Below are 24,667 nucleotides of genomic sequence, written 5' to 3'. Positions count from 1 at the left end.
CTGACTCGCCTAGCCCTTCACGCCGCCGGCCGTCAGGCCTGAGACGATCCAACGCTGCGCGGCTAAGAACACCAGCGTGATCGGCAGGCCCGAGAGCACGGCGGCGGCGGCGAAGTCGCCCCACAAAAAGCGCTGGGTGTTGAGGTAGTACTTGACGCCCACGGCCAGGGTCAGATTGGCCTCTTCACGCAGCAGCACCGAGGCCACCGGGTACTCGATGATGGTGCCGATGAAGGCCAGCACGAAGACCACCATCAAAATGGGCACGGCCATGGGCAGCAGCACATATCGGAAAGCCTGCCAATGGGTGGCGCCGTCCACCTTGGCGCATTCCTCGATCTCCACGGGGATGGTTTCGAAGTAGCCGCGTATGGTCCAGATATGCATGGCCACGCCGCCCATATAGCTCAGCACCAGGCCGGCATGGGTTTCGATGCCCAGGCCAGGCAGGTACTGGCCGATGGTTTCGAAGATGGCATAAATCGCCACCAGGGCCAGCACGGCCGGGAACATTTGCAGCAACAGCATGCTGTTGAGGATGGGCGTTTTGAAGCGGAACTTCAGGCGCGCAAACGCATAGGCGGCGGTGGTGGAGATGGCCACGATCAGCAGCGCCGAGATGGTGGCAATCTTGATTGAATTCCAGAGCCAGCGCAGCACAGGGAAGGGCGGCTGAATCAGGCTGCCATCGGCGCTTTGGTAGGGAATGCCGAGTGCGAGCTTCCAATGCTCCAGGCTGATCTCCGACGGGATCAAGCTGCCGGTGGAGAAGTTGCCTGGCCGCAGCGAGATCGAGATCACCGCCAGCAGCGGGAAGATGGTGATGCCGATCAGCGCCCACAGCAGGGCATGGGCGCCGAGGACGCGCCACTTTTGGGTTTTACTGGTGACGATGGCCATGCTTGCTTTCTACTCGGTTGCTGACAGAGCTACTCACTCGCGTTGCTCGTTCGGGCGGTCTGTCACACAAGTCAAAAAATTGGTTGGTGACAGAGCTACTCAATCGCTGCGCGCGCTCGGGCGGTCTGTCACGCAAATCTCTAATCAGTTGGTGACAGAGCTACTCGTTCGCTTCGCTCACTCGGGCGGTCTGTCACGCAATACCTTTACCTTGAGTTCGCGCGCATCAAGCGCAGATTGATCAGTGACATTGCTGCCACCATCAGGAAGATCACGGTCGATACCGCCGCTGCCAGCCCGAAGTCCTGGCCGGAATCTTGGAAGGCGATGCGGTAGGTGTAGCTGACCAGAATGTCGGTCTGCCCGGCGGGAACCTTGGTGTTGAGGTAGTCAGGCCGGCCATCGGTCAGCAAGGCGATCAGCACGAAATTGTTGAAGTTGAAGGCAAAGATGCCAATCAGCAAAGGCGTGAGCGGCTTGGCGATCAAGGGCGCGGTGATCTTGAAGAAGTTGGTCAGCGGCCCGGCGCCGGCAATTGCCGAGGCCTCATACAGGTCCGCAGGAATCGCTTTCAGCAAGCCGGTGCACAGCACCATGATGTAGGGGTAGCCCAGCCAGGTGTTGACGATCAGCAGCATGCTGCGAGCCAGCGCGGGGTCGGCAAACCAGGCCGGTTTGATGCCAAACAAGCTGTCCAGAATGGCGTTGATCTCGCCGAAGTTCTGGTTGAACAAACCCTTGAACACCAGAATAGAAATGAAGCCCGGCACCGCATAGGGCAAGAACAAAAGCGTGCGGTAAGTGGTGCGAAAACGCAAAGCTTCCCAGTTCAGCAGCACCGCCAGGGCCATGCCGATCAGCAGGGTGAAGAGCACGGTCAGCGCCGAGAAGCTGACCGTCCACAAGAAGATCGAAAAGAAGGGGCCGCGGAAGTCCGGGTCCATCACCATGCGCTGGTAATGCTTGAGGCCGGCAAACACCTTGAAGCCGGGCTGCAGGCGCTCACCCGTGGCGGCGTTTTCGAAAAAGCCGGTCTCGCCATTGGTGTGGTAGATGGCGCCATCGGACGCCTGCGTGAGTGAGCCGTCCGGGTTGGTTTGCCAGAGCCGGTTTAGCGGACCGAATTCGCTAACGCCCAGGTAGTGCAGGTCGGTGCCATGAGACGCCGCGCCCTCGGGCAGGCTCAGCACCAAGCTCATCAGTACATCGCGGTGCTTGAGCACCTCTTTCAGCGGCAGGGCAGGTGCCAAATGGGTAGAGGCAGTGGGCGCGCTCATGCTCACCCGCACGGGAGCCTGGGTGTTCATCAAGGCCAATGGGCCGGACACAAAAGTCACCTCGCCCAGCTCACCCATGGGGCTGAGCGGGCGCAGCGCCAGCAGGTATTGCGGCCCGTCGGCGTGCAGGGAGTAACTCATCAGGTGAGCGTCATCCGGTGCTGTTTGCTCCAACAGATAGCTGCGCACCCGCTCCTGGCTGAGCAGATTGCTGGAGGAGTAATTGGTGAAGCCAATCTGCACCGTGTACAGCAGCGGGAAGGCCACAAAAATCGCCATGCCTGCCAAGCCCGGATAGAGGTAGCGATAGGCAAAAGAGATCTTGGCCAGATAGACAAAGATGGCGCTGCCCAAGAGCACAAGCAGCCCCAGCGCCCACCAGAGTTGGCCGGCGGCGTAAATATTGAAAACTAGGTAGAGCCCGGCCAAGGCCAGGGTCGCCACCAGCGGCCATTTCAGCAAGTTGCTGGTGCTGTTACTGCTACCGGCCTGGCTTGAGTTGCTATTGCTTGTCCGCGTCATATCACTTGCCCACCGTCATGCGTGCGGCCGCGCCGTCCAGCGCGTCCTTGGGGGATTGCAGGCCGTTGCTGATGGCTTCCATCGCCGCGTCCATGGCGGTCCAGAAGCGGCCCACCTCGGGGATATTGGGAATGGCCTGGCCCAGGCGGGCGTTCTCCATCGAGGCGCGAATAGCCGGGTCGGCTGCCAGCTCGGCGTAGAAGGCCTTGTTGGCCGGCACGCCCAGGGGCACATCGGCATTGATGGTCTTCAGGCTGTCGACTCGCATCAAGTGGTTTTCGATGAATTCGCGCGCCACGTCCTTGACCTTGCTGGGCGCGGCAATCATGCAGCCCAGCACGCCCACAAAAGGCCGGCTGGGTTGGCCGGGGACGACCGCGGGAATGGGTGCCACGCCGAAATCAATCTTGGCGCGGCGCGCGTTGTCCCAGGCGAAGGGGCCGGAGATCATCATGGCCACATCGCCGCGGGCAAAGCCGCCTTCCATCTCGGCATAGCGGGCGCCCTTGGGCATCACGCCACTGCGGATGAGTTGATCCAGCATTTGCCCGGCGCGCACCGCACCGGCGTTGTTGACGCCCACTTTGGCCGTGTCGTACTCACCCTGCGCATCTTTGGGGAAGATCTGCCCGCCTGCGCCGGCGAACAAGGGCCAGCTGAAAAAGCTCTTGTTGTAGTCCCACAAAATCGCCTTCTTGCCTTGCTTGACCAAGCGCTGGTCCAGGGCGATCACTTCGTCAAAAGTACTGGGCGGCGTCTTCACCAGGGCTTTGTTGTAGATCAGGCCGATGGCCTCGATGGCGATGGGGTAGCCCCAGGTCTTGCCGCGATAGGCGAAGGCTTGCCAGGCCGAGGCTTCCACTTCGCTGCTGATGCGCTGGTTCGGGCGCACCGGTGCGATCAGGCCGCTCTTGGCCCATTCACCCACGCGGTCATGCGGCCAGCAAAAAATGTCTGGTCCCTTGCCAGCCCCGGCGGCTTGGCTGAATTTGTCGGGCGCGTCGACGGGATGCTCCACCGTGACCTTGACGCCGGACTTCTCGGCAAAAGCGTCGCCCACTTTTTGCAGCCCGTTGTAGCCCTTGTCGCTATTGATCCAGACCACCAGTTTCAGGTCGGACTGCGCGCCGGCCGTGGCCGCCTGGGCAGGTAAGCCCAAGGCCAGGGTCAGTGCCGATGTCAGTGCTGGAACGAAACAAGCGGTTCGCGCTCTCGCGTGCATCGCCCTCTTCATGCGGCCACCTCGGCGGACCAGCCCTGGCGGCGCAAGGCCTGACCCTGGGCATTGAAGACATAGCAGGCCTCGGCCGGCAGGCTCAGGCTCAGCGTGTCGCCGGTGCGGATCTTGGTGCGGCCGTCGAATTCGCAGGTCAGCGCGTCTTCCACGCCGGGGAAGGCGCAGTAGGCATGGGTGGCGCTGCCCAGGGACTCCACAAAGGTGACGGTGGCCTGGATCACATTCTCAGTGGCGCCCACCATAAAGTGCTCGGGGCGGATGCCTAAGCTGACCTTGTCGCCAGGCTTGGCGCTGCTGCCATCCACCAGGGCGCGGATGGATGCGCCACCGGCCAGGCGCAGCAGCACCTCGTCTGCCTGGCCTTGCACGACTTCCGCCTCGATGAAATTCATCTTGGGTGAGCCAATGAAGCCGGCCACAAAAAGGTTGTCGGGGTGCTCGTACAGCTCCAGCGGCGTGCCGACTTGCTCGATGCGCCCGGCCGACAGCACCACGATGCGATCCGCCAGCGTCATCGCTTCCACCTGATCGTGGGTGACGTAGACCATGGTGGTCTTCAGGTCTTCATGCAGCTTGGCGAACTCGTAACGCATGCGCACGCGCAGGGCGGCGTCGAGGTTGGAGAGCGGTTCGTCAAACAAGAATACATCGGGCTTTTGCACGATGGCGCGGCCAATGGCCACGCGCTGGCGCTGGCCGCCCGACAAGTCCTTGGGCTTGCGATCCAGCAAATGCTCGATGTGCAAAATTTTGGCGGCATTGCGCACGGCGCTTTCGATCTCTGGCTTGGGCACCTTGGCCAGTTTGAGTCCGAAGGCCATGTTGTCAAACAAGTTCATATGCGGGTAGAGCGCATAGGACTGGAACACCATGGCGATGCCGCGCTCGGCCGGCGGCACATCGTTGACGACGCGCCCGCCGATGCGCAACTCACCGCCGGTGATTTCTTCCAGCCCCGCGATGGAGCGCAGCAAAGTGGACTTGCCGCAGCCCGAGGGGCCGACGAAAACCATGAACTCACCGTCCCGGATATGCAGGTCGATGCCCTGAAAAATCGTCACATCGCCGAAAGCCTTGGCCACGCCTTGAAGCTGAACATCTGCCACGCTGCTGTCTCCAGTCATTGTTCTCTTTGGCTCGAATATAACGTTTGCTTTGTAGTTGAACAACAGCAATTACCCGGCAGATTTGAACTGTGCATAAATAAGATCAAGGGCCTGTTGCTGGGATTTGTTGTTTTGCATGTAGTGAAACTACACAAATCTTCTGCCGTCAGCGATACTGGCTACAAAGCTTCCAGCCGGAGGCTGTGAGGCCTTGCCTCGCCAGGCGGCGAGGGCCGGGATTAAGCATGATTCTCAAGACCAGGGTTTTGACCACGATGGATGCCATGACTTCAGCAACACCAGCCCAACAGACCCAAGCCCAAGCACGCGCCGCGCTGCGCGCCGCCTTTGCCAGTGCTTTTGAGCGCGAGATGAGCCTGTCCGGTGGCACGGCCAGCGCGCAGACCGCTTTGCGCGCCGCCGCCACCGCCACCCGCGATGTGCTGGCCCTGCGCTGGGCGCAGACCCAATTGGCTGACGCCAAGCGTGGCGCCGATGCGCCGGTGCGCCGGGTGCATTACCTGTCGATGGAATTCCTGATGGGCCGTGCGCTTTCCAACGCCCTGGCTGCGTTGGGTCTGGACGGCGATCTGCGCGAACTGCTGGCCGCCCAAGGCCTGCAGTACAGCGATGTGCTGGAACGCGAGCCCGATATGGCGCTGGGCAATGGTGGCCTCGGCCGCCTGGCGGCTTGCTTCTTGGATTCTTTCGCCGAGCTGGGCTTGCCCTCATTCGGTTACGGCCTGCGCTACCAGTACGGCATGTTCGCCCAGGGCATTCAAGACGGCCGCCAGATTGAAATGCCGGACGACTGGATGCGCTTGGGTCAGCCCTGGGAAGTGCCGCGCCCTGAACTGCGCTATCACGTCGGTTTCGGCGGCCGGGTGGTGGTGGAAGACGGCGGCGCGCGCCGCTGGCAGCCGGCCGAGGTGCTGGAGGCGCAAGCCTATGACTTCATCGTGCCGGCCCACCACAGCGAGCGGGTCTCGACCCTACGCCAGTGGCATGCCAGTGCCGCTGCACCGATCAACTTCGCCACCTTCTGCGAAGGTGACTTCATGGGCGCCGCCCGCCACCGCGTCGCCGCCGACGCGCTGAACTGGGTGCTGTACCCGGACGACAGCACCGAGGCCGGGCGCGAGTTGCGCCTCAAGCAAGAGGCCTTCTTGACCAGCGCCTCTTTGCAAGACCTGATCGCCCGCCATCTGCGCGAGGGCGCTCCCTTGCATGAGCTGGGCCTGCGCAATGCCGTCCATTTGAACGACACCCATCCGGCGCTGGCCCCGGCCGAGCTGATGCGCTTGCTGGTCGATGAGCATGCCCTGGGCTGGGATCAGGCCTGGGCCATCACCCGCCAGGCCGTGTCCTACACCAACCACACCCTGATGCCGGAGGCGCTTGAAACCTGGCCGGTGCAGATGTTCGAGCAACTGCTGCCGCGCCATCTGGAAATCATTTATGAGATCAATCAACGCTTCCTGACCGAGGTGGCCCAGCGCTTCCCCGGCGACACCGGCTTGCTGCAGCGGGTCTCGCTGATCGACGAAGGCCATGGCGCCGGTTCGGGTGGCCAGCGCCGCGTGCGCATGGCAGCCTTGTCCATCGTGGCCTCGCACCGCGTCAACGGCGTGGCGGCCCTGCATTCAGAGCTGATGGTGCAAACCATTTTTTCCGACTTCCATCGCCTCTTCCCCGACCGCTTCCATAACGTCACCAATGGTGTGACGCCGCGCCGCTGGCTGCAGCAATGCAACCCCAGCTTGTCGGCCCTGATCGATGGCCGCTTCGGCAGCACTTGGCGCCAAGACCTGATGGCACTGCAGCAGCTCAAGCCCTTGGCGGCTGATGTGGGCTTTGGCGCGCAGTTCCTGGCCGTCAAGCGCGCCAACAAGCAGCGCCTGGCCGATCTGGTGCGCAGCCAGCTGGGCGTGGCGCTGAACCCGGACAGTTTGTTTGACGTGCAGATCAAGCGCATCCACGAGTACAAGCGTCAGCTGCTCAATATCTTGCATGTGATCGCGCGTTACCAGGCGATTGTTGCCAACCCGCAGGCCGACTGGACCCCGCGCACCGTGGTCATCGCCGGCAAGGCGGCCTCGGCCTATCACATGGCCAAGTCCATCATCCAGCTGGCGCACGATGTGGGCCGCGTCATCAATAGCGACCCGCGCGTGGGTGACAAGCTCAAGCTGGTCTTCCTGCCCAATTACGGCGTTAGCTTGGCCGAGATCATCATCCCGGCGGCCGATTTGTCGGAGCAAATTTCCACTGCCGGCACCGAAGCCTCGGGCACCGGCAATATGAAGTTCGCCCTCAACGGCGCGCTGACCATCGGCACCTGGGACGGCGCCAATATCGAAATGGCCCAGGCCATGGGCGTGGAGAATATGTTTGTCTTCGGCCTGCGCACCGAGGCGGTGGCCCAGCTCAAGCAGCAGGGCTATGAGCCGCGCAAGTATGTGGAGAGCAATGCGCAACTGAAGGCCGTCATCGAGGCCATCGCCAACGGCGCCTTCTCTTTCGGCGACCGCGATCGCTACCGCGTGCTGGTCGACAAGCTGCTGGGCCAGGATGTCTATATGCTGATGGCCGACTTTGCCGACTACCTGGCCAAGCAGGCCGAGGTGGATGCCTTGTTCAAACAGCCTGCCGCCTGGAGCCAGCGCGCCATCCTCAATGTGGCCGGCATGGGCGCCTTCTCGTCGGACCGCACGATCGAGGAGTATGTGGCGCGGGTGTGGTCGCGTGAGAGTTTGGCTTGATGATGGGCGGATTTTTGGCCTGCTTTTTGGCCTGATTTTTGGCCAGCCTGCACTTGCTCGGCTGGCCGCCTTGCGGTGAAGATGACGGCGCCGCATTGAGGGCGACAAGAAGCAAAAGAGAAGGGACAGACCGCGCGATGCTTGCCTCCACCGATCTCCAGGCCTTGCTGAACGGCCAACATGCCGACCCTTTCAGCGTGCTGGGTCTGCACGCCGATGCGCAGGGCCGGCTGTGGCTGCGCGCCTTGCTGCCCGGCGCGCAGGCGGTGACGGTGCTGGACGCGAAGACCGGCCGCCGCATCGCGAGCTCGACCCAGCGCGATGCGGCCGGTTTCTTCGAGGGCCAGGCCTTGCGCCGCAAGCAGCGCTTTGACTACCGGCTGCAAGTGCAGTGGGCGGACGGGCATAGCGAGGTCTATGCCGATGCCTACGGCTTCGGCCCCCAGCTCAGCGATGAGGATCTGGCCTTGCTGGCGCGCGGCGAGCATCCGCGCCCCTACACCGTGCTGGGCGCCCATGTATTGAGTCTGGGTTCGGTCAGCGGCGTGCGCTTCGCCGTCTGGGCGCCCAATGCGCGGCGGGTCAGCGTGGTGGGTTCGTTCAATAACTGGGACGGCCGCCGCCACGCCATGCGCTTGCGCCACACCGCCGGCGTGTGGGAGATCTTCGTGCCCCATGCGGCGCCCGGGGACTTCTACAAATTCGAGTTGCTGGATGCCCAGGGCGGCTTGCTGCCGCTGAAGGCCGACCCGTTTGCTTTTGCCGCCCAGCTGCGGCCGGACAATGCCAGCGTGGTGGGCACGCTGCCGGCCCCCACCGCTTTGCCGGCTGGCCGTGCCGCTGCCAACGCGCGCCAGGCCCCCATCAGCATCTACGAGGTGCATGCCGCCTCCTGGCGCCAAGGCAGTGCGGCCGACGGTGGCCCACGCTTCCCCAGCTGGGATGAGCTGGCCGAGCAGTTGCCAAGTTACGCCGCCGAGCTGGGCTTCACCCATGTGCAGCTGATGCCCATCAGCGAGCATCCCTTCGATGGCTCCTGGGGCTATCAAACCTTGGGGCTTTATGCCCCAACGGCCCGCTTCGGCCCGCCCGAGGGTTTTGCGCGCTTTGTGGCGGCTTGCCATGCGCGTGGCCTGGGGCTGCTGCTGGACTGGGTGCCGGCGCATTTCCCGATCGATGCGCATGGCCTGGCCCAGTTCGACGGCACGCATCTGTACGAGTACGCCGACCCCAAGGAAGGTTTCCACCAAGACTGGAACACCCTGATCTACAACTTCGGCCGTGCCGAGGTGCGCCAGTTCCTGGTCGGCAATGCCTTGTACTGGATTGAGCGTTGGGGCGTGGACGGTTTGCGGGTGGATGCGGTGGCCTCCATGCTCTACCGCGACTATTCACGCCAGCCCGGTGAATGGGTTCCCAATGCCCTGGGCGGCCGCGAGAACCTGGAGGCGATCGCGCTGCTGAAAAAAATGAACGAAGTGCTCGGCAGCGAGACCCCGGGCGCCATCACCGTGGCCGAGGAAAGCACCAGCTTCCCCGGCGTGTCGGCGCCCACCTATGCCGGCGGCCTGGGTTTTCACTACAAGTGGAATATGGGCTGGATGAACGACACCTTGCGCTATATGCAGGAAGACCCGATTCATCGGCGCTGGCATCACGAGAAGATGAGCTTCGGCCTGGTCTACGCCTTCAGCGAGAACTTTGTTCTGCCGATCTCGCACGACGAAGTGGTGCATGGCAAGGGCAGCATGCTGGGCAAGATGCCTGGCGACGCCAGCGACTCCAGCGCCTGGCAGAAGTTCGCCAATCTGCGCGCCTACTACGGCTTTATGTGGGGCCACCCGGGTAAGAAGCTGCTCTTCATGGGCCAGGAATTTGCCCAGAGCAGCGAGTGGAACGAGGCCAAGTCCTTGCCCTGGGAATTGTTGGAAGACCCGCGCCATGCCGGCGTGCAGCGCCTGATCCGCGACTTGAATCAGCTTTACCGCAACACGCCTGCGCTGCACCGCCTGGACTGCGAGGCGGCTGGCTTTGAGTGGCTGCAGGCCGAGGACCGCGAGCAGTCTGTGCTGGCCTGGGCAAGGCATGAGGAGGGCGCGGTGGAAGCCGGTGCTGGGGCCGGCGCCACGGTCCTGGTGGTCTGCAATTTCACGCCGCTGCCACGCCCAGGCTACCGCCTGCCATTACCCAAAGGCTTTGATTCATCACAGGCTTGGCGGGAGCTTCTCAACACCGATTCCGCACATTACGGCGGCAGCAATCTGGGCAATCTCGATGCACAGCTGCTCGCGCGTGACGGCTATCTTGAGCTGACTCTGCCGCCGCTGGCGACCTTGTTTTTGGCGGCGGTGCCCAAGGGTCCAACTGCCCTTGAAGGACTTGCATCCCAATGATTACTCGACGCGATTGCTGCGTGCTTGCCGCCTCGGCGCTGGCAGGAGGCATGGCACTGGGCGCCGCTAGCGTGGCGCCCACAGCGCCCGGTGCCAGCGAGCAGCAGGTGCAATCGGGCCGGCTGGAGCGCTGGTCGGCATTCCCTTCTCAGTTTGTGCCGGCGCGCCCGGTCGAAGTCTGGCTGCCACCGAGCTATGACGGCCGCCGTCCGCATGCCGTGCTCTATATGCATGACGGCCAGATGCTGTTCGATCCGCGCAGCACCTGGAACGGCCAGGCATGGTGTGTGGACCAGATCGCCGCGCCCATGATCGCAGCGGGCCAGTTGCGCGACTTCATCGTCGTGGGCATCTGGAACCGCCCCGAGCATCGCCATGCGGAGTTCTTCCCCAAGGCCTATGCCGACGCTTTGCCTGACTCGCCCGTCACGCAGCACTACCGGGCCGAGCGGCTGAAATCGGAAGTCCTGTCTGATGCCTATCTGCGTTTCATCGTGGAAGAACTCAAGCCCGCTGTGGATGCGCGTTGTGCCACCGAGCGTGGGCGTGATGCCACCTTTTTGATGGGTTCCAGCATGGGCGGCATGATCAGTATTTATGGCTTGTGCGAGTACCCGCAAGTCTTTGGTGCTGCCGCGGCGCTCAGCACCCACTGGATTGGCGGCCATGAACGCAATGCCGAGATTCCGGCTGCGGCTTTGGCCTATCTGCGGCGCAAGCTGCCTCCGCCCGGCCAATGCCGGCTGTATATGGATCGCGGCACGGTGGAACTTGATGCGCTCTACGATCAGGCGCAGGCCCAGGTTGATGCGTTGATGGTGGAACTGGGGCACAAACCGCCTCGGGTCCTGAGTCGGGTTTTCGAGGGTCAGGGGCACAACGAGCGCGCCTGGTCTAGCCGTTTGGCGCAGCCGCTACGTTTTTTGTTGGAGCCTCGCGCATGAGTCGCCATTTGCCTGAATGTTTGCAAGCCGGCCGTCATGAGCCGCTGGGCGCCACGCCGCGCGACGGCGGTGTCAACTTCGCTGTCTTCTCCGAATCGGCCACGGCCATTGAGTTGTGTATCTTTGATGGCGCTGGTCAGCGCGAGTTGCGCCGCTACGCCTTGCTGGGGCCCGATGACGGGGTCTTCCACGGCTTTTTGCCGGGCTTGGGTGCAGGTCTCGTTTACGGTCTGCGCGCCCATGGACCTTATTGCCCCGAGCAGGGTCACCGCTTCAATGCCCACAAGCTCTTGCTGGACCCTTATGCCCGCGAGATCGTCGGCCACTTCGCCTTGGCGCCGGAGCAGCATGGTTATGAGCTGGGCCACCCGGACGGCCCGCGCTCCTTCGACACCCGCGACAACGCCTTGCAAGCGCTGAAGGCGAGGGTGGCGCAGGCCTTGCCGGCTGTGAGCAGCCCGCGCCTGAACGCGCCGCGCCATGCGACAGCCGACTTGGTGCTGTACGAAGTGCATGTGAAGGGCTTCTCGCAGCAGCTGCAAGCGGTGCCCGAGGCCCTGCGTGGCAGCTATGCCGGCTTGGCGCATCCCACCTCGGTGGCGCATCTGAAAGCCCTGGGTGTCACCACCTTGTCTTTGCTTCCGGTGCACTTTCATATCGATGAGCCGCACCTGGCCGATTTGGGCAAACCGAATTACTGGGGCTACAACACCCTCGGATTTTTCAGCCCCGACCCGCGCCTGGCGCAGCGCGCCCATCGCGATGACCCGGCCGCCGTGCGGGAGGAGTTCCGCGCCATGGTGCGCGAGCTGCATGCGCAAGGCCTGGAGGTGGTGCTGGATGTGGTCTACAACCACACGCCCGAGGGCAATGAGTTCGGCCCGACCTTGAGTTTGAGAGGGCTGGACAACCGCAGCTACTACCGCTTGGTGTCAGATGACAAGAGCCGTTATGAAAACGTCAGCGCCTGCGGCAATACCTTGAACTGCGCTCACCCACGCGTGGCCCAGTTGGTGCTGGACTCGCTGCGCTACTGGGTGACGGAGATGGGCGTGGATGGCTTCCGCTTCGATCTGGCGCCGGTGCTGGGGCGCACGCACCATGGCTTTGACCCGCAAGCCGCCTTCTTCACCGCCTTGCGCCAGGACCCGGTGCTGGCCCAGGTGCATTTGATCTCCGAGCCCTGGGATGCCGGGCATGAGGGCTATCAGGTCGGCCGCTTCCCCGGGCGCTTTCTGGACTGGAACGACAAGTTCCGCGATGCGGTGCGCGGCTATTGGCTGCGCTCGCAGCAGCCCAGCGTTGGCCGGGGCGAGTTGGCGCGGCGCTTCATGGCCTCCAGCGATTTGTTCCACCATGGCGCGCGCCGACCCACCGCTTCGGTGAATTTTGTCTCTGTGCATGACGGTTATGTGCTGGCCGATGTGGTGAGTTATTCGCACAAGCACAACCACGCCAATGGCGAGAACAACCGCGATGGCCGCGATGGCGAACTCTGCGCCAATTTCGGCCATGAGGGGCCGAGCGAGGACGCCGCCATTCACGCCACGCGCTTGCGGGTGCGCCGCGCCATGTTGGCCACTTTGCTGCTGGCCCAGGGCACGCCCATGCTTTGCGCCGGGGACGAAATCGGCAACAGCCAGGGCGGCAATAACAATGCCTACTGCCAAGACAATGCCATCACTTGGCTGGACTGGGCGCAGGCTGAGAGCGACACGCAAGCCTTTGTCGCCGCGCTGCTGGCCCTTCGCCGCGCCGAGCCCTTGCTGCGGCATGAGCAGTGGTTCGCCGCGGCTTCTGCAGATGCAACTCAGGCCTCGGCCCCCAGCTTGCGCTGGTTCTCGCCACGCGGTGCGGAGATGCAGCAGCACGATTGGTTCGATGCTTCACAGTCCGCTTTTGCAGCCGTGTTTTTTGAGGCGCGCAAGGCGGCAGAGGCTGCGGCTGCACCGCGACTAATGGTCTTGTTCAACCCCGAGCCCGAGCCGCAGGCTTTTGCCTTTGGCCTGGGGGCGTGGCGCCTGGTTCTGGATAGCAGTGGCGAGTTGCCGTTGGATGAGACGACCATGCCAATATCGGCTGTTCAGACCAGCCCTCAGCTCACAGCTCAGCCCATAGCTCAGCCCATCACCCACCTGAATGTTCCCGCGCGCAGCCTCCTGGTGCTGCGCCATGTTTGAGAAGAAAGCCCTGAGACCATGAACCTCAATCAACGCTCCGCCGGTGTGCTGCTGCACATCACCTCGCTGCCCGGCCCGCATGGCATGGGGGACTTCGGCCTGGCGGCCTTTCATTTCGTCGACTGGCTGGCTTCGGCCGGTCAAAAAATTTGGCAGCTGCTGCCCACCACGCCCATCGGCCCGGGCGACAGCCCTTACCAAGGCGTCTCGGCCTTCGCTGGCAGCCAGTGGATGGTGGCTTTGGAGCCCTTGGTCGCCAAGGGCTGGTTGGCCCAGCCTAGCCTGCCTGCGGCCGGCTTTGACCCGCTGCATGTGCATTACGGCGATGTGCTGCCCTGGCGTGAACAGCAGCTGCGTGCGGCGGCGGCCGGCTTTGCGGCCCGCGCCAGCGCGGCCGACCGGCAAGCCTTCACGCAGTGGTGTGCCGAGCAGCAAAGCTGGCTGGATGACTATGCGCTCTTCATGGCCATCCGCGCTCCGCTGGGTGGCCAGCCTTGGTGGGAATGGCAGCCTGCGCTGGCGCGGCGCGAGCCCGCCGCCATTGCCCAAGTGCGTAAGGACTATGCGGCCGAGCTCGAATTCTGGTGCTTTGTGCAGTGGCAGTTCGATTTGCAGAGCGCTGAATTGAAGCGTTATGCCAATAGCAAGGGCGTGTTCATCATGGGCGACTTGCCCATTTTTGTGGCGCATGACAGCGCGGACTGCTGGTCACGGCCCGATCTCTACTGGCTGGATGAGAATTTCCAGACCACCGTCGTGGCCGGCGTGCCGCCCGATGATCTAGGCCCGCAGGGTCAGCGCTGGGGCAACCCGCTGTACCGCTGGGATCGCATGGCAGCCGAGGACTATGCCTGGTGGACGGCACGAGTGCGCCGGGCTTTGAGCCAGGCCGATGTGTTCCGCATTGATCACTTCCGTGGCTTTGCCGGCTATTACGAGATTCCCGCCAGCAGCCCAGATGCCAAGCAGGGTCGCTGGTTGCCAGGGCCAGGTCGGGCGCTGTTTGAAGCCATCGAGAAGGCCTTGGGCACTTTGCCCATCGTGGCCGAAGACCTGGGCTTCATCACCGAGGATGTGCACGCTCTGCGCCTGGGCTGTGGCTTCCCTGGCATGAAGATTTTGCAGTTCGGCTTTGGCGGCGATGGCCAACATGAGTTCTTGCCGCAGATGTGGCCGCGTGAATGTGTGGCCTACACCGGCACGCATGACAACGACACGGTGCGCGGCTGGTGGGACAAGGCCAACCCGCGTGAGCGCGCTTTCGCTGGCGCCTACCTGGCTTGCGGCGCCCATGATGTGCACTGGGCGATGATCCGCGCCTGCTGCAATTCGGTCGCCAATATGGCGGTGTTCCCGATGCAGGATGTGCTGGGCCTGGACAGCGCGCACCGCATGAATGTGCCCGGCGTGCTGGGTGGCAACTGGGGCTGGCGCTTCACCTGGCAGATGGTCAGTAGCGAGTCGGCTCGCGTGCTGGGCTTGATCAGTGCGGCCAGCGGGCGTGCACCGCTGGCTTTGCTGAACTTGCCGGCCTGATCCTTGCTGGGCTGAGTTCAGCCGGGCCGGGCCTGTTTTCAGGCCCGGCCTTTTTGTTTAGTTGTCCACCTCCAGCAGCAGGCCGCTGCGCGCGGGCACTTGCAAAGTCTGACCCAGGGCATGGCGCGCGCCACTGAGTACATCGGTGCCGCTCGATTGTGGCGTTAGCATCTCGGCAAAGCGACGGGTGTCCAGGCTGATGGGGGCCGTGTTTTTGTTGAACACCAGCATCAGCTTGCGGCTCTGCCCGGGCAGATGGCGGAACAGCACATAGCTGCCGTCCTTGGGGGTGTAGTGCATCAACTCACCGCGCTGTGCCAGCGTGGACTGCTTGCGCCAGTTCATCAGCCGGCGCACCAGGTCCTGCGCCTCGCGCTGGGCGGGGTTGAGGCCTTGGCCGGTGAAGGCATTGACCACGTCGCCCGCCCAGCCACCGGGGAAGTCGGCCCGCACGGCACCGTCATCGCGCTGGGCCGGGCTGGTTTGCAGCAACTCGTCCCCGGCGAAGAACTGCGGAATGCGCTGCACCGAGGCCAAGTAGAGCATCGCCATCTTGAACAGCGCCGGGTCGGACTTGAGTGCGGTGAACAGGCGCGGCGTGTCGTGATTGCCGGTGAACAGCATCAGCTGGGCCGGGTCGGGGTAGAGGAAGTCGTGAGCCAGGGCGTCGTAGAGCTTGTTGAGGCCGCCTTCCCAGGACACGTCTTGCGTCAGCCCGGCCAGCAAGGCGCCGTGCAGGGGGAAGTCCATCATGCTGGGCATGGCGGTCTGATAACCATCGTGATTGCGTTTGCCGCGCTGCCAGTAGGCCACGATGGCGGGCGAGGGGCTCCATTCCTCACCGACCAAATTGAAGTTCGGATACTCCTGCATCAGCCGGGCCGACCAGCGCGCCAGGAATTGCTTGTCGGAGTAAGAGAAGGTGTCAACCCGCAGCCCAGACAGGCCCGCTTGCTCCACCCACCAAACGCTCATCTGCGTCAGGTAGTTGGCCAGCAGGGGATGGCGCTGGTTGAGGTCGGGCATCTCGGGCACGAACCAGCCGTTCGTGAACAAGCGGCGATCACTCGGCGCGGCATGGCTGTCCAGCAAGGTGCTTCTGGCATGTTGCGTCTGGGTATACGCAGGCCATTGGTTGAGCCAGTCGGGCGCGGGCAAGTCGGCCATCCACCAGTGATTGCTGCCGATGTGATTGAGCACGATGTCTTGGATCACGCCCAGGCCGCGCTCGCGAGCCTCGCTCACCAAGGCCAGGTAGTCGGCTTGGCTGCCAAAGCGCGGGTCGATGCGGTAGAAATCAGTCGCGCCATAGCCGTGATAGCTGGCCTTGGGCGAATTGTTTTCGATCAGCGGGGTAGGCCAGATCTGCGTGAAGCCCAGGCCGGCGATGTAGTCCAGATGCTGGCGCAGGCCCGCCAGATTGCCGCCGTGGCGCCCGTTCGGATCGCTGCGCTGCTCGGCCTCGCGCATGCCGGCCGGGGCGGTGCTGGCGCCTGCTTTGGCAAAGCGGTCCGGCACCAGCAGGTAGACGGCGTCCTTGGGGCCAAAGCCCAAGCGCTGGGCCGAGCCTGGGGTGCGGGGGCGCAGTGAATAGTTGATTCGCAATGGCGCTTGGCTGCCTTGCGCAGCCTGCAGCAAGAGCGGCAATTCACCCGGCCGGGCCTGGGGCGAGATATCCAAATCCACAAACAGATAGTTCGGGCTGGCCACCGTTTGAACGGCGGCAATGCGCACGCCGGGGTAGTCCAGCGCCGGGCGCAAGGCGCTGACGCCGGGGCCGTGGATCATCAGCTGCAGGCGTGGCTCGGCCATGCCAACCCACCAGGATGGCGGCTCAATGCGGTCGGCGCGCGGGGCAGTGGCGGCAGGGTCCTGCGCACTGGCGCTGAGGGCGGCGCTGGCGCCCAGGCTCAGCAGCAGCGCCGGCAGCACAGCGCTGCGCAAGCGGCGCAGGAATAAAGCAAATAGACGTGGCATGGCGTATCAGTGCTTGGGGGTTTGAAGGCGATAGACCTGCAGCGACAAAGGCGCCAGCGTCAGGGGCTTGGCGCTCAGCCACGCAGCGCCTGCCGGGTAAAGCGGCGCCAGCCGGGTGCCTGGCTTCAGCTCGCGCAGGCTGAGTGTGGCTTTTTGCTCGCCATAGTTGATGGCCACCAGCACGCGCTCGGCGCCGTGCTTCCGCTCAAAGCGCAAGACCTGACCCTGGACCCGCGGCTGGGCATAGCTACCCTGTGTCAGCGCGGGGTGCTGATTGCGCAGCTGCAGCATGGCTTTGTAGAAGTTGAGGATGGAGTCGGGGTCTTGTGCCTGGGTTTGGGCATTGTGGCTGAGGCGGTTGGGGGCCAGCGGGCGGAAGGGCGGGCTGCTGCTACTGCTGTCCGGCGGGCTGAAGCCACCCTTGGCATCCGCCGTCCAACTCATGGGCGCACGCAAGGGCTCGTCACCCTCCAGGCCCGGAACACCGGCCATGCCGATCTCTTCGCCGTAGTAAATGAAAGGAATGCCGGGTTGCAGCAGATAGGTAGCCGCCGCCAGTTTGTAGCGCTTGGCCGGCTGAGTTTGCCCCTGCATTTGGTCCCACAGACGCTGGCCGGCAAAGATGTCGTGGTTGCTGAGCATGGTGGCCATGCTCAGCGGTGCGGTCTTGAAATAGTCGGCTACCGCCTGAATCGCCTTGGGCTCACCTTTGGCGGCCTTGATCACCTCGTATTGCAGGCCAAAGGCGAAGGCGCTGCCGCAGACCTTGGCGTCGGCATAGGCTTGCGGGTTGGCGGTGGCTTCGCACACGCTGTAGCGCCGCGGGGCGGACTTGATCAGCTGCTGGAATTCCAGGGTGAGTTGGCGGCTCTCGGGCTGGTCGTTCCAGCGCACGGCGTCGTTTTCGATCATGTGCGGCACGGCGTCGAGGCGGAAGCCGTCCAGGCCCTTGTCCAGCCAGAAGCGCATGCTGGCGCGGTGATAGTCCACCACGGCCGGGTTGCGCAGATTGAAGTCCGGCATCGGCGCACCAAAGGTCGCGAAGTAGTGGCCGCCGGCTGCGTTGGCATACCAGGGGTTCTTGCCCCAGATGTCCCAGCCGGTGGGTGCCGGGTCTTGCCACACAAACCAGTCGCGGTAGGGGCTGTTGCGGTCGGCTGCGGCCTCTTGAAAGAAGGGGTGCTCGGCGGCGCTGTGGTTGATGACGTAGTCGACGATCACGCCGATGCCGCGCCGGTGGGCTTGGCGCAGCAGTTCTTCAAAGTCGGCCATGCTGCCGTACTGGGCTTCGATGCCGCGATAGTCTGTGGTGGCGTAGCCATGGTCGCGGTCGGCGCTGGGGGTGATGGGCATCAACCAAATGCCGCTGATGCCCAGGTCTTGCAAGTAATCGAGGCGCTGGGTCAGGCCGCGCAGGTCGCCGATGCCGTCGCCGTCGCTGTCCTGGTAGCCGCGCACGAAGATTTCCATGAAGCTGCCTTGGCGCCAGTCGCGCTTGGCTTGGATGCGGCCAGCGGGCGAGGCTGGCGCTGCGGCGGCCTTGCTGTGCGCAACTGCAGCTGCCTTGCTGGTTTCTGCCTGCGCCTGTGAAGCGAGGCCGCTCAAGCTCAGCAGGCTGGCGGCCAAGGCGGCAGCTGGCCAGCGCGGCATGAGGCTGGGGGCTGTGGGCGGGCAGCAAACTGGCATGACATTCCTTCTTGGATAAGTAGGTAAATTACTTGCAAATGGATTTTGCCTATGGGGCTGTTTGCCATGCAAAATCCAATCTTCTGGAGTGTATGTAGTTTTGCTACTTTATGGTGCTTGCAATGATGGCCTCTGGTTTGTCCCCACATCTGTCCCGATCGTTGTCGCTCATCGGCTCGGGCCTGAGCTTGGCCCTCATGCTGCAGGCAGGCCTGGCTCAGGCGCAGGCTAAAGCGGAGGCCATGTGCGATGGCCCGCTGATGCAGTTGCTGCAGCCGCAGTTGCAAACTCGGTCAGGCCTTGCAGAGCCCATCCCCGCCCGTGCCTATTGGCTGGATCGCAGCCAGTTGCAATGGCCGGGGCAGGGCGAGCCCGCTGGCAGCCGCTTCAAACTCTATCGCTCGGCCGTGGGCGCCTTGCAAGTGCGGGTGGGCGAGCCGGTGCAGGGGGCCGATGAGGTCGTAGCCCTGCAGCGCAGCGAAGCGCCTTTGGCCCAGGACTTGGCCGAACGCTTCAAGTTCATCGCGGCCGGCCCGCGCCTGAGCGTGGCAGTAGATGGGCTTGACGCTCAATCGACCTCAGCCAAGCTGGCCGCCTTGCTGCAAGCGCAAGTCTTGCTGGTGCAAGAAGACGCGGCGGGCCGCGTGCTGGCCTATACCGCACTGCAGACCCCGGGCGCGCTGGATGACCTCTATGCCAGCGCTGCCGATCTGCCTGATTTGGGCCTTAGCGTGGGCGCAGCCCAGACCCAGTTCAAACTCTGGGCGCCCACAGCGCAGGCGGTCAGCTTATGCCGCTACGCCAATGGCAGCGCCAAAGCCATGGCGGTGCAGGCCATGCGCTGGGAGGGTGGCACGGGGACTTGGTCGCTGAGCCTGCCCGCCGATTTGAGCGGACAGTACTACCGCTACGCCGTGCAGGTTTGGGTGCCGGGCCTTGGCCTGGTGCGTAATTTGGTGACTGACCCCTATTCGCTGAGCCTCAGCCAAGATTCCGCGCGCAGCCTGGTGGTTGATTTGCAGTCGCCCCGGCTCAAGCCCGCAGGCTGGGACGCGCAAGCCCACGCCAGCGCCCGAGTCAAAAACGCCACCGATATGGTGGTGTATGAGCTGCATGTGCGCGACTTCTCCATTGGCGACCGCACAGTGCCGCGGGCTAAGCGGGGCAAGTATTTGGCCTTCACCGAGGGTGAATCGAATGGCATGCGCCACCTGCGAGCCTTGGCCGATGCGGGCCTCACGGATGTGCATCTGCTGCCGGTGTTCGACATTGCCACCATCCCCGAAGCCGGCTGCAAGACGCCCCAGGTGCCCAAAGCCGCCGCCGATAGCCCGGCCCAGCAAGCGGCGGTGATGGCGCTGGCCGGCCAGGACTGCTTCAACTGGGGCTATGACCCCTGGCATTACAGCGCGCCCGAGGGCAGCTATGCCAGCAGTGCGATGCAGGGCGAGCGCCGCATCATTGAGTTCCGGCAGATGGTGCAGGCCCTGCACAAAATGGGTCTGCGGGTGGGCATGGATGTGGTCTACAACCACACCGCTGCATCCGGCCAAAATGCGCGTTCGGTGCTCGACCGCATCGTGCCCGGCTACTACCAGCGCCTGAACGCCAGCGGCGAGGTGGAGCAGTCCACCTGCTGCGCCAATACCGCCACCGAGCACCGCATGATGGCCAAGCTGATGTTGGACTCGGTCGCGCTGTGGGCGCGTGAGTACCGCATCGACTCCTTCCGCTTTGACCTGATGGCCCACCAGCCGCGTGCGGTGATGGAGGCGCTGCAAGCGCGGGTCAACGCCGCGGCTGGCCGCCCGGTGCAGCTGATGGGCGAGGGATGGAATTTTGGTGAGGTGGCGGACGGCGCGCGCTTTGTGCAGGCCTCGCAGCTCTCGCTCAACGGCAGCGGCATTGCCACCTTCAGCGACCGCGCGCGGGATGCGGCCCGCGGTGGCAGCGCGGGTGATGGGGGCGTGGCGGTGCTGCAGAACCAGGGTTGGCTCAACGGCCTGCTCACGGCGCCGAATGCGCAAGCTGCGAAAGCGCCAGCCCGCCCGACCAGTGATTTGCTCAAGGCGGCCGATCTGCTGCGCGTTGGGCTGGCCGGCTCGCTGCGCGACTATCGCCTGCAGACCTGGCAGGACCAAACCCTGCGCCTGGACGAGATCGACTATGCCGGCCAGCCTGCCGGTTATGTGGCCCAGCCCGGCGAGGTGGTGAACTATGTGGAGAACCACGACAACCAGACCCTCTTTGACATCCATGCGCTCAAGCTGCCTCAAGCCACCAGCAGCGTCGAGCGTGCCCGCGTGCAAGTGCTGGGCGCGGCGTTGACGGCCTTCAGCCAAGGCATTGCCTACTTTCATGCCGGCATCGATGTCTTGCGCTCCAAATCGCTGGATCGCAATAGCTACGACTCCGGCGATTGGTTCAATCGCCTGGATTGGACCTATCGCGACAACGGCTTTGGCGCGGGCTTGCCGCCCCAGGCTGACAACGGCGCCATGTTCGAGTGGATGAAGCCCTTGCTGGCTGACCCCGCCATCAAGCCGCGCCCGCAAGACATCGCCTGGACCCGCGATGCCTTTCGCGATTTGCTGAAGATCCGCGCCAGCTCCAGCCTGTTCCGCCTGCCCACGGCCGCGGCGGTGCAGCAGCGCCTGGTGTTTCACAACACCGGCTCGGCCCAGAACCCCTTGGTGCTGGCTGCCAGCCTCGACGGCCAGGGCTGGCCGGGCGCGGGCTTCAAAGGCCTGCTGTACTTCATCAACGCCGCCGAACAGGCTCAGACCTTGAGCCTGCCGGCATTGGCCGGCCGCGCCTACGGCCTGCACCCAGTGCATCTGGCGCCCGCCGCGGCCGATTCGCGCCCGGCCGCGCAAGCCCGCTATGAGCGCGCCAGCGGCCAGTTCACGCTGCCGGCCAGGACGGCGCTGGTGTTTGTGGAGGCGCTTGACTAGGCGCATGGCCCGGCCCATGACGAGGGCCTAACTTCCGGCAGCAATGCGGGGCTTGCACTAATATTGAAGCAGGCTTGTCCCGGTCTGCGAGGTCCATCATGACGCCGAGGTCTGTGCTGTTTCCCGTCTGGCAGCGTCTGTGCCAGTGTCTGTTTTTTGTGGCGAGCTTGAGCTTGCTTGGATGCGCCAGCGCGCCGCCCGCGCGGGTGCAGCCGCAGCTCTTTCACGACGCGCTGTTCAAGCCGTTGGCCGAGCCGATTCAGCCCGAGCAAGTGTTCGCGCTCAGCCCGGCCATGCGGCGCTATCTGGATGAGGACATCGCCGCGCAACTGCGCAGCAAGGGCAGCCGCCAGGGCTTGCTGGATGCCCTCTACCTCAAGTCAGAGCTGATGCTGGAATATGACTCCAGCTACACCCGCAATGCGGCGGAAGCCTTTGAGGCCAAGCGTGGCAACTGCTTGTCTCTGGTGATCATGACGGCGGCGCTGGCCAAGCAGCTGGACCTTCCCCTGAGCTACCACAGCGTGTTTGTGGATGAGTTCTGGACCCGCAGCGAGGGCATTTTTGTGCTCAGCGGCCACGTCAATCTGAGCCTGGGCAAGCGCTTGGGTGAGCAGCACCGCAGCCATGGCGATGCGGACTTGCTGACGGTGGACTTCCTACCGGCCGAGCAGCGCCGCTTTCAGCGCACCCGGGTGATCGACGAGAACACCATCGTCGCCATGTATATGAATAACCGCGCGGCCGAGGCGCTGATTGCCAATCAGATGGACGAGGCTTACTGGTGGGCGCGTGAAGCCATGGTGCAAGACCCCAAGCTGATGGCGGCCTACAACACCTTATCGGTGATTTACCGGCGCGCCGGTCAGTCGGCGCTAGCCGAGGCGCCGCTGCGTTATGTGCTGGCCCAGGAGCCGGGTAATGCACAAGCCATGTCCAATCTGGTGCTGGTCCTGAATGATCTTGGCAAGGTGCAGGAAAGCGAAGCCCTGGCCTTGCAGCTCAAGACCTTGCAACCCTATCCGCCTTATCGCTATTTCGACCTGGGTGTGCTGGCCATGCACGGGGCTGACTTCAAGGCCGCCAGAGATTATTTCGACAAGGAGATTGCGCGCTCCGCCTTTGTGGCCGAGTTCCATTTCTGGGCCGCCTTGGCCAGCTATGGCTTGGGCGATCTGGCCTTGGCTCGCCAGCAACTGGGCCAGGCCGTGGCCAATAGCAATACGCCCAAGGACAAGGCCAGCTACACCGCCAAGCTGGAGTGGCTGAACACGCAGCGCCAGAGCGCGGAGCAGCGCACGCGCATTTTGCGGTGAAGCAGTCCTTGGGCAAAGCCGTGGGGCAGGGCGGTCACCCTCAGTCCAGCGGCGCCAAGCCGTGGCGGGTGCGCGCCCTGGCGCAAGCCTCATCGCCGCGGCCCATGGGCGCGCACAGGCCGAACTCGCGGCAAGGGGCAGGGCGCCATTCGTAAATGCCGCAGCTGGCCTTGACGCCCACCGTGCCCACCAGCGCGGCGCAGCGCGGGCGCACATGGTCGGTGCCGCGCATGCGCGCGAGGCTGTCGTTGACTGTCACGGTTAGGCCATCGGGCACGCAGCCGCCTTCGCTTTGCAGCTCTTGTTGGGCGAAGTCCACGGTGAAGCTGGCGCAGCAGGCACCGCAGCTGATGCAGGGGTTGTCGGTACTCATGCCGCGAGCTTAGCGTGCTTGGCCCGTTGATCTGGCTTAGCGCCCAGCTGGCGCTGCTTCGCGCACCACGGTGACGCTGCAGTCCGACTGTGTCACCACCTGGGCCGAGACGCTGCCCAGATAACGCCGCAAGGCCGAGGCACCGCGGGCGCCCATGACGATGTGGTCGGCACCATTCTTGGCCGCAAAGTCGATGATGGCGGTGGCCGCATCGGGCGCTTCCAGCACATGAAAAGTCAGGCGCCCGTCTTCCAGATTGAGCGCCTTGCTGATTGGCCGGGCCCAATGCTTGAGGGCAATCAGCTGTTTGACGTGCACGCTTTTGCCCTCCTTATCGGTCAGCTCATCCATGCCGATGCGGGCCACCTTCATCACGCTGACGCAGGCCAGGCGCGCGCCGGGCTCGGTCTGCACGATGCGGCGCACCGTTTCGCGTAACTGCTCCAGCAGGGCCGAGGTGGCGTTCTCAATATCCACCGCGGCCATGATGATGGGGCTGCGGGAGACTTGCACGCTGGTGCTGATCTGGACACTGGGCTCGGCGCCCAGGGCAAAGAACCAACGTTTGAGCGTCTTGATGCTGCTGCTGGTGTTCACCCGCTCGGCGCGCTTGGTCAGCACAATGCCTTCCGGGTGCTGCAGGTCCAGCGCCAACTGTGCAGCACTTTGATAGCGCCGCTCGGCCTTGACCTCCAGGCAGTGCAGCACCAGTTCCTGAAACCACGCCGGCAAATCGGGGTTGATGGCGCGTGGCGGCACCGGCTCCACGTAAAGCCGGCGGCGCAGGCCGCGTACCGAGTTGGGCTGGCCGAAGGGCCGCTCGCCGGTGGCCAGGTGATAGAGCATCACGCCCAGGGCGAACAGGTCGCTGCGCGGGTCGTTGCGCACAAACTGCACTTGCTCGGGCGACATATAGGGCCCGGTGCCCATAGGCAGTGCGAACTCTTCTTCGAGCAAATCGGGCAGATGCTCGTGACGCGAGAGGCCGAAGTCCACCAGCACCGCATCGCCATTGGCCTTGATGAGAATATTGCTGGGCTTGATGTCCAGATGCACCACATGCTGGCGATGCAAGTCTTGCAAAGCGGTGGCCACCTGAATGCCGATGGTGATGACTTCTTCCAGCGGCAGCGGCGCCTCGTCCAGGCGTGGCCGCAGGGATTCGCCCTCGATGCGCTCCATCACGATATAGGCTTGGCGCGTCCAGTCGCCACGCGCCACAAAGCGCGGCACATGGCGGCCTTTGAGGGCGGGCATCAACATCTGCTCGACCTCGAAGCCGACGATGGTGGCCGGATCTTCCCCGCCCTTGATGCGCGGCACTTTCATCATCAGCGGGAAGTCTTCGCCGGCAACCGGGCTGAGTCGGGTCACGCTCCAGAGATTGGCCATGCCGCCTTGGTGCAGGCGCTCTTCGAGCCGGAAACCGTCCAGCACCAGTCCGGGTTCCAAAGGCCCGATGGGCGGGAGTTGGCTGACGGGTCCGCTGGGGCTGTTTGGCATG

15 protein-coding genes are annotated in these 24,667 nt (G+C 63.9%); 7 read left to right on the top strand and 8 right to left on the bottom strand.

What is annotated here, in order from left to right; genetic code table 11:
- Positions 1-9 precede the first annotated feature (9 nt).
- From malG to AT984_RS10340, 4 genes are all read right to left on the bottom strand, one after another.
- On the bottom strand, positions 10-900 hold the full coding sequence (gene malG / locus AT984_RS10355; protein ID WP_058720029.1) for a maltose ABC transporter permease MalG: 891 nt from the start codon (positions 898-900) through the stop codon (positions 10-12).
- A gap of 206 nt (positions 901-1,106) precedes the next feature.
- Entirely contained in the window at positions 1,107-2,699 is a 1,593-nt protein-coding gene (gene malF, locus AT984_RS10350) for a maltose ABC transporter permease MalF (RefSeq protein ID WP_058720028.1), read from the bottom strand.
- A 1-nt stretch (position 2,700) separates the two neighbouring features.
- Positions 2,701-3,921 (bottom strand): maltose/maltodextrin ABC transporter substrate-binding protein MalE, encoded by a 1,221-nt coding sequence (gene malE, locus AT984_RS10345; protein ID WP_058720027.1) that lies wholly within the window; start codon positions 3,919-3,921, stop codon positions 2,701-2,703.
- An 8-nt stretch (positions 3,922-3,929) separates the two neighbouring features.
- Positions 3,930-5,042, bottom strand: a complete 1,113-nt coding sequence (locus AT984_RS10340; RefSeq protein ID WP_058722226.1) for an ABC transporter ATP-binding protein — start codon at positions 5,040-5,042, stop codon at positions 3,930-3,932.
- A gap of 284 nt (positions 5,043-5,326) precedes the next feature.
- Here AT984_RS10340 and AT984_RS10335 point away from each other — a divergent pair, with 284 nt between their 5' ends.
- The 5 genes from AT984_RS10335 (at position 5,327) to malQ (ending at position 14,857) form a co-directional block, all read left to right on the top strand.
- Positions 5,327-7,804, top strand: coding sequence for a glycogen/starch/alpha-glucan phosphorylase (locus AT984_RS10335; protein ID WP_058722225.1), 2,478 nt, complete (start codon positions 5,327-5,329; stop codon positions 7,802-7,804).
- A gap of 137 nt (positions 7,805-7,941) precedes the next feature.
- A complete protein-coding gene (gene glgB / locus AT984_RS10330; RefSeq protein WP_058720026.1) occupies positions 7,942-10,197 on the top strand; it encodes a 1,4-alpha-glucan branching protein GlgB in 2,256 nt (751 codons plus the stop codon).
- Positions 10,194-11,141, top strand: coding sequence for an alpha/beta hydrolase (locus AT984_RS10325; RefSeq protein ID WP_082679934.1), 948 nt, complete (start codon positions 10,194-10,196; stop codon positions 11,139-11,141). The genes glgB and AT984_RS10325 overlap by 4 nt, the downstream gene beginning before the upstream one ends.
- A complete protein-coding gene (glgX, locus tag AT984_RS10320; protein WP_082679933.1) occupies positions 11,138-13,321 on the top strand; it encodes a glycogen debranching protein GlgX in 2,184 nt (727 codons plus the stop codon). Before AT984_RS10325 ends, glgX begins: the two co-directional genes overlap by 4 nt.
- An 18-nt stretch (positions 13,322-13,339) precedes the next feature.
- The gene (malQ, locus tag AT984_RS10315) at positions 13,340-14,857 is read left to right on the top strand and encodes a 4-alpha-glucanotransferase (RefSeq protein ID WP_058720024.1); all 1,518 of its coding nucleotides are present in this window, start codon (positions 13,340-13,342) and stop codon (positions 14,855-14,857) included.
- Between the two features lie 57 nt (positions 14,858-14,914).
- On the opposite strand, the gene AT984_RS10310 is transcribed toward malQ, so the two are convergent.
- Together AT984_RS10310 and AT984_RS10305 are read right to left on the bottom strand one after the other, a co-directional pair.
- Positions 14,915-16,834, bottom strand: a complete 1,920-nt coding sequence (locus tag AT984_RS10310) for a glycoside hydrolase family 13 protein (RefSeq protein WP_058720023.1) — start codon at positions 16,832-16,834, stop codon at positions 14,915-14,917.
- 6 nt (positions 16,835-16,840) lie between these two features.
- Positions 16,841-18,484, bottom strand: a complete 1,644-nt coding sequence (locus AT984_RS10305) for an alpha-amylase family glycosyl hydrolase (protein ID WP_058720022.1) — start codon at positions 18,482-18,484, stop codon at positions 16,841-16,843.
- A gap of 197 nt (positions 18,485-18,681) precedes the next feature.
- On the opposite strand from AT984_RS10305, the gene pulA reads away from it, so the two are divergent.
- The gene (gene pulA, locus AT984_RS10300) at positions 18,682-21,474 is read left to right on the top strand and encodes a pullulanase-type alpha-1,6-glucosidase (protein ID WP_335338589.1); all 2,793 of its coding nucleotides are present in this window, start codon (positions 18,682-18,684) and stop codon (positions 21,472-21,474) included.
- 98 nt (positions 21,475-21,572) lie between these two features.
- Positions 21,573-22,790: a tetratricopeptide repeat protein gene (locus AT984_RS10295; RefSeq protein WP_058720021.1), complete on the top strand. Its 1,218-nt coding sequence runs from the start codon at positions 21,573-21,575 to the stop codon at positions 22,788-22,790.
- A 40-nt stretch (positions 22,791-22,830) separates the two neighbouring features.
- On the opposite strand, the gene AT984_RS10290 is transcribed toward AT984_RS10295, so the two are convergent.
- Positions 22,831-23,163 (bottom strand): YkgJ family cysteine cluster protein, encoded by a 333-nt coding sequence (locus AT984_RS10290; protein ID WP_058720020.1) that lies wholly within the window; start codon positions 23,161-23,163, stop codon positions 22,831-22,833.
- A 36-nt stretch (positions 23,164-23,199) separates the two neighbouring features.
- Positions 23,200-24,666 (bottom strand): serine/threonine protein kinase, encoded by a 1,467-nt coding sequence (locus AT984_RS10285; protein WP_058720019.1) that lies wholly within the window; start codon positions 24,664-24,666, stop codon positions 23,200-23,202.
- Between the last annotated feature and the right edge of the window lies 1 nt (position 24,667).

It is taken from the genome of Paucibacter sp. KCTC 42545 (assembly GCF_001477625.1).
GTDB lineage: Bacteria > Pseudomonadota > Gammaproteobacteria > Burkholderiales > Burkholderiaceae_C > Paucibacter_A.
Note: the sequence above shows the minus strand (reverse complement) of the source record. Positions and strands in the feature narration are given on the sequence as shown.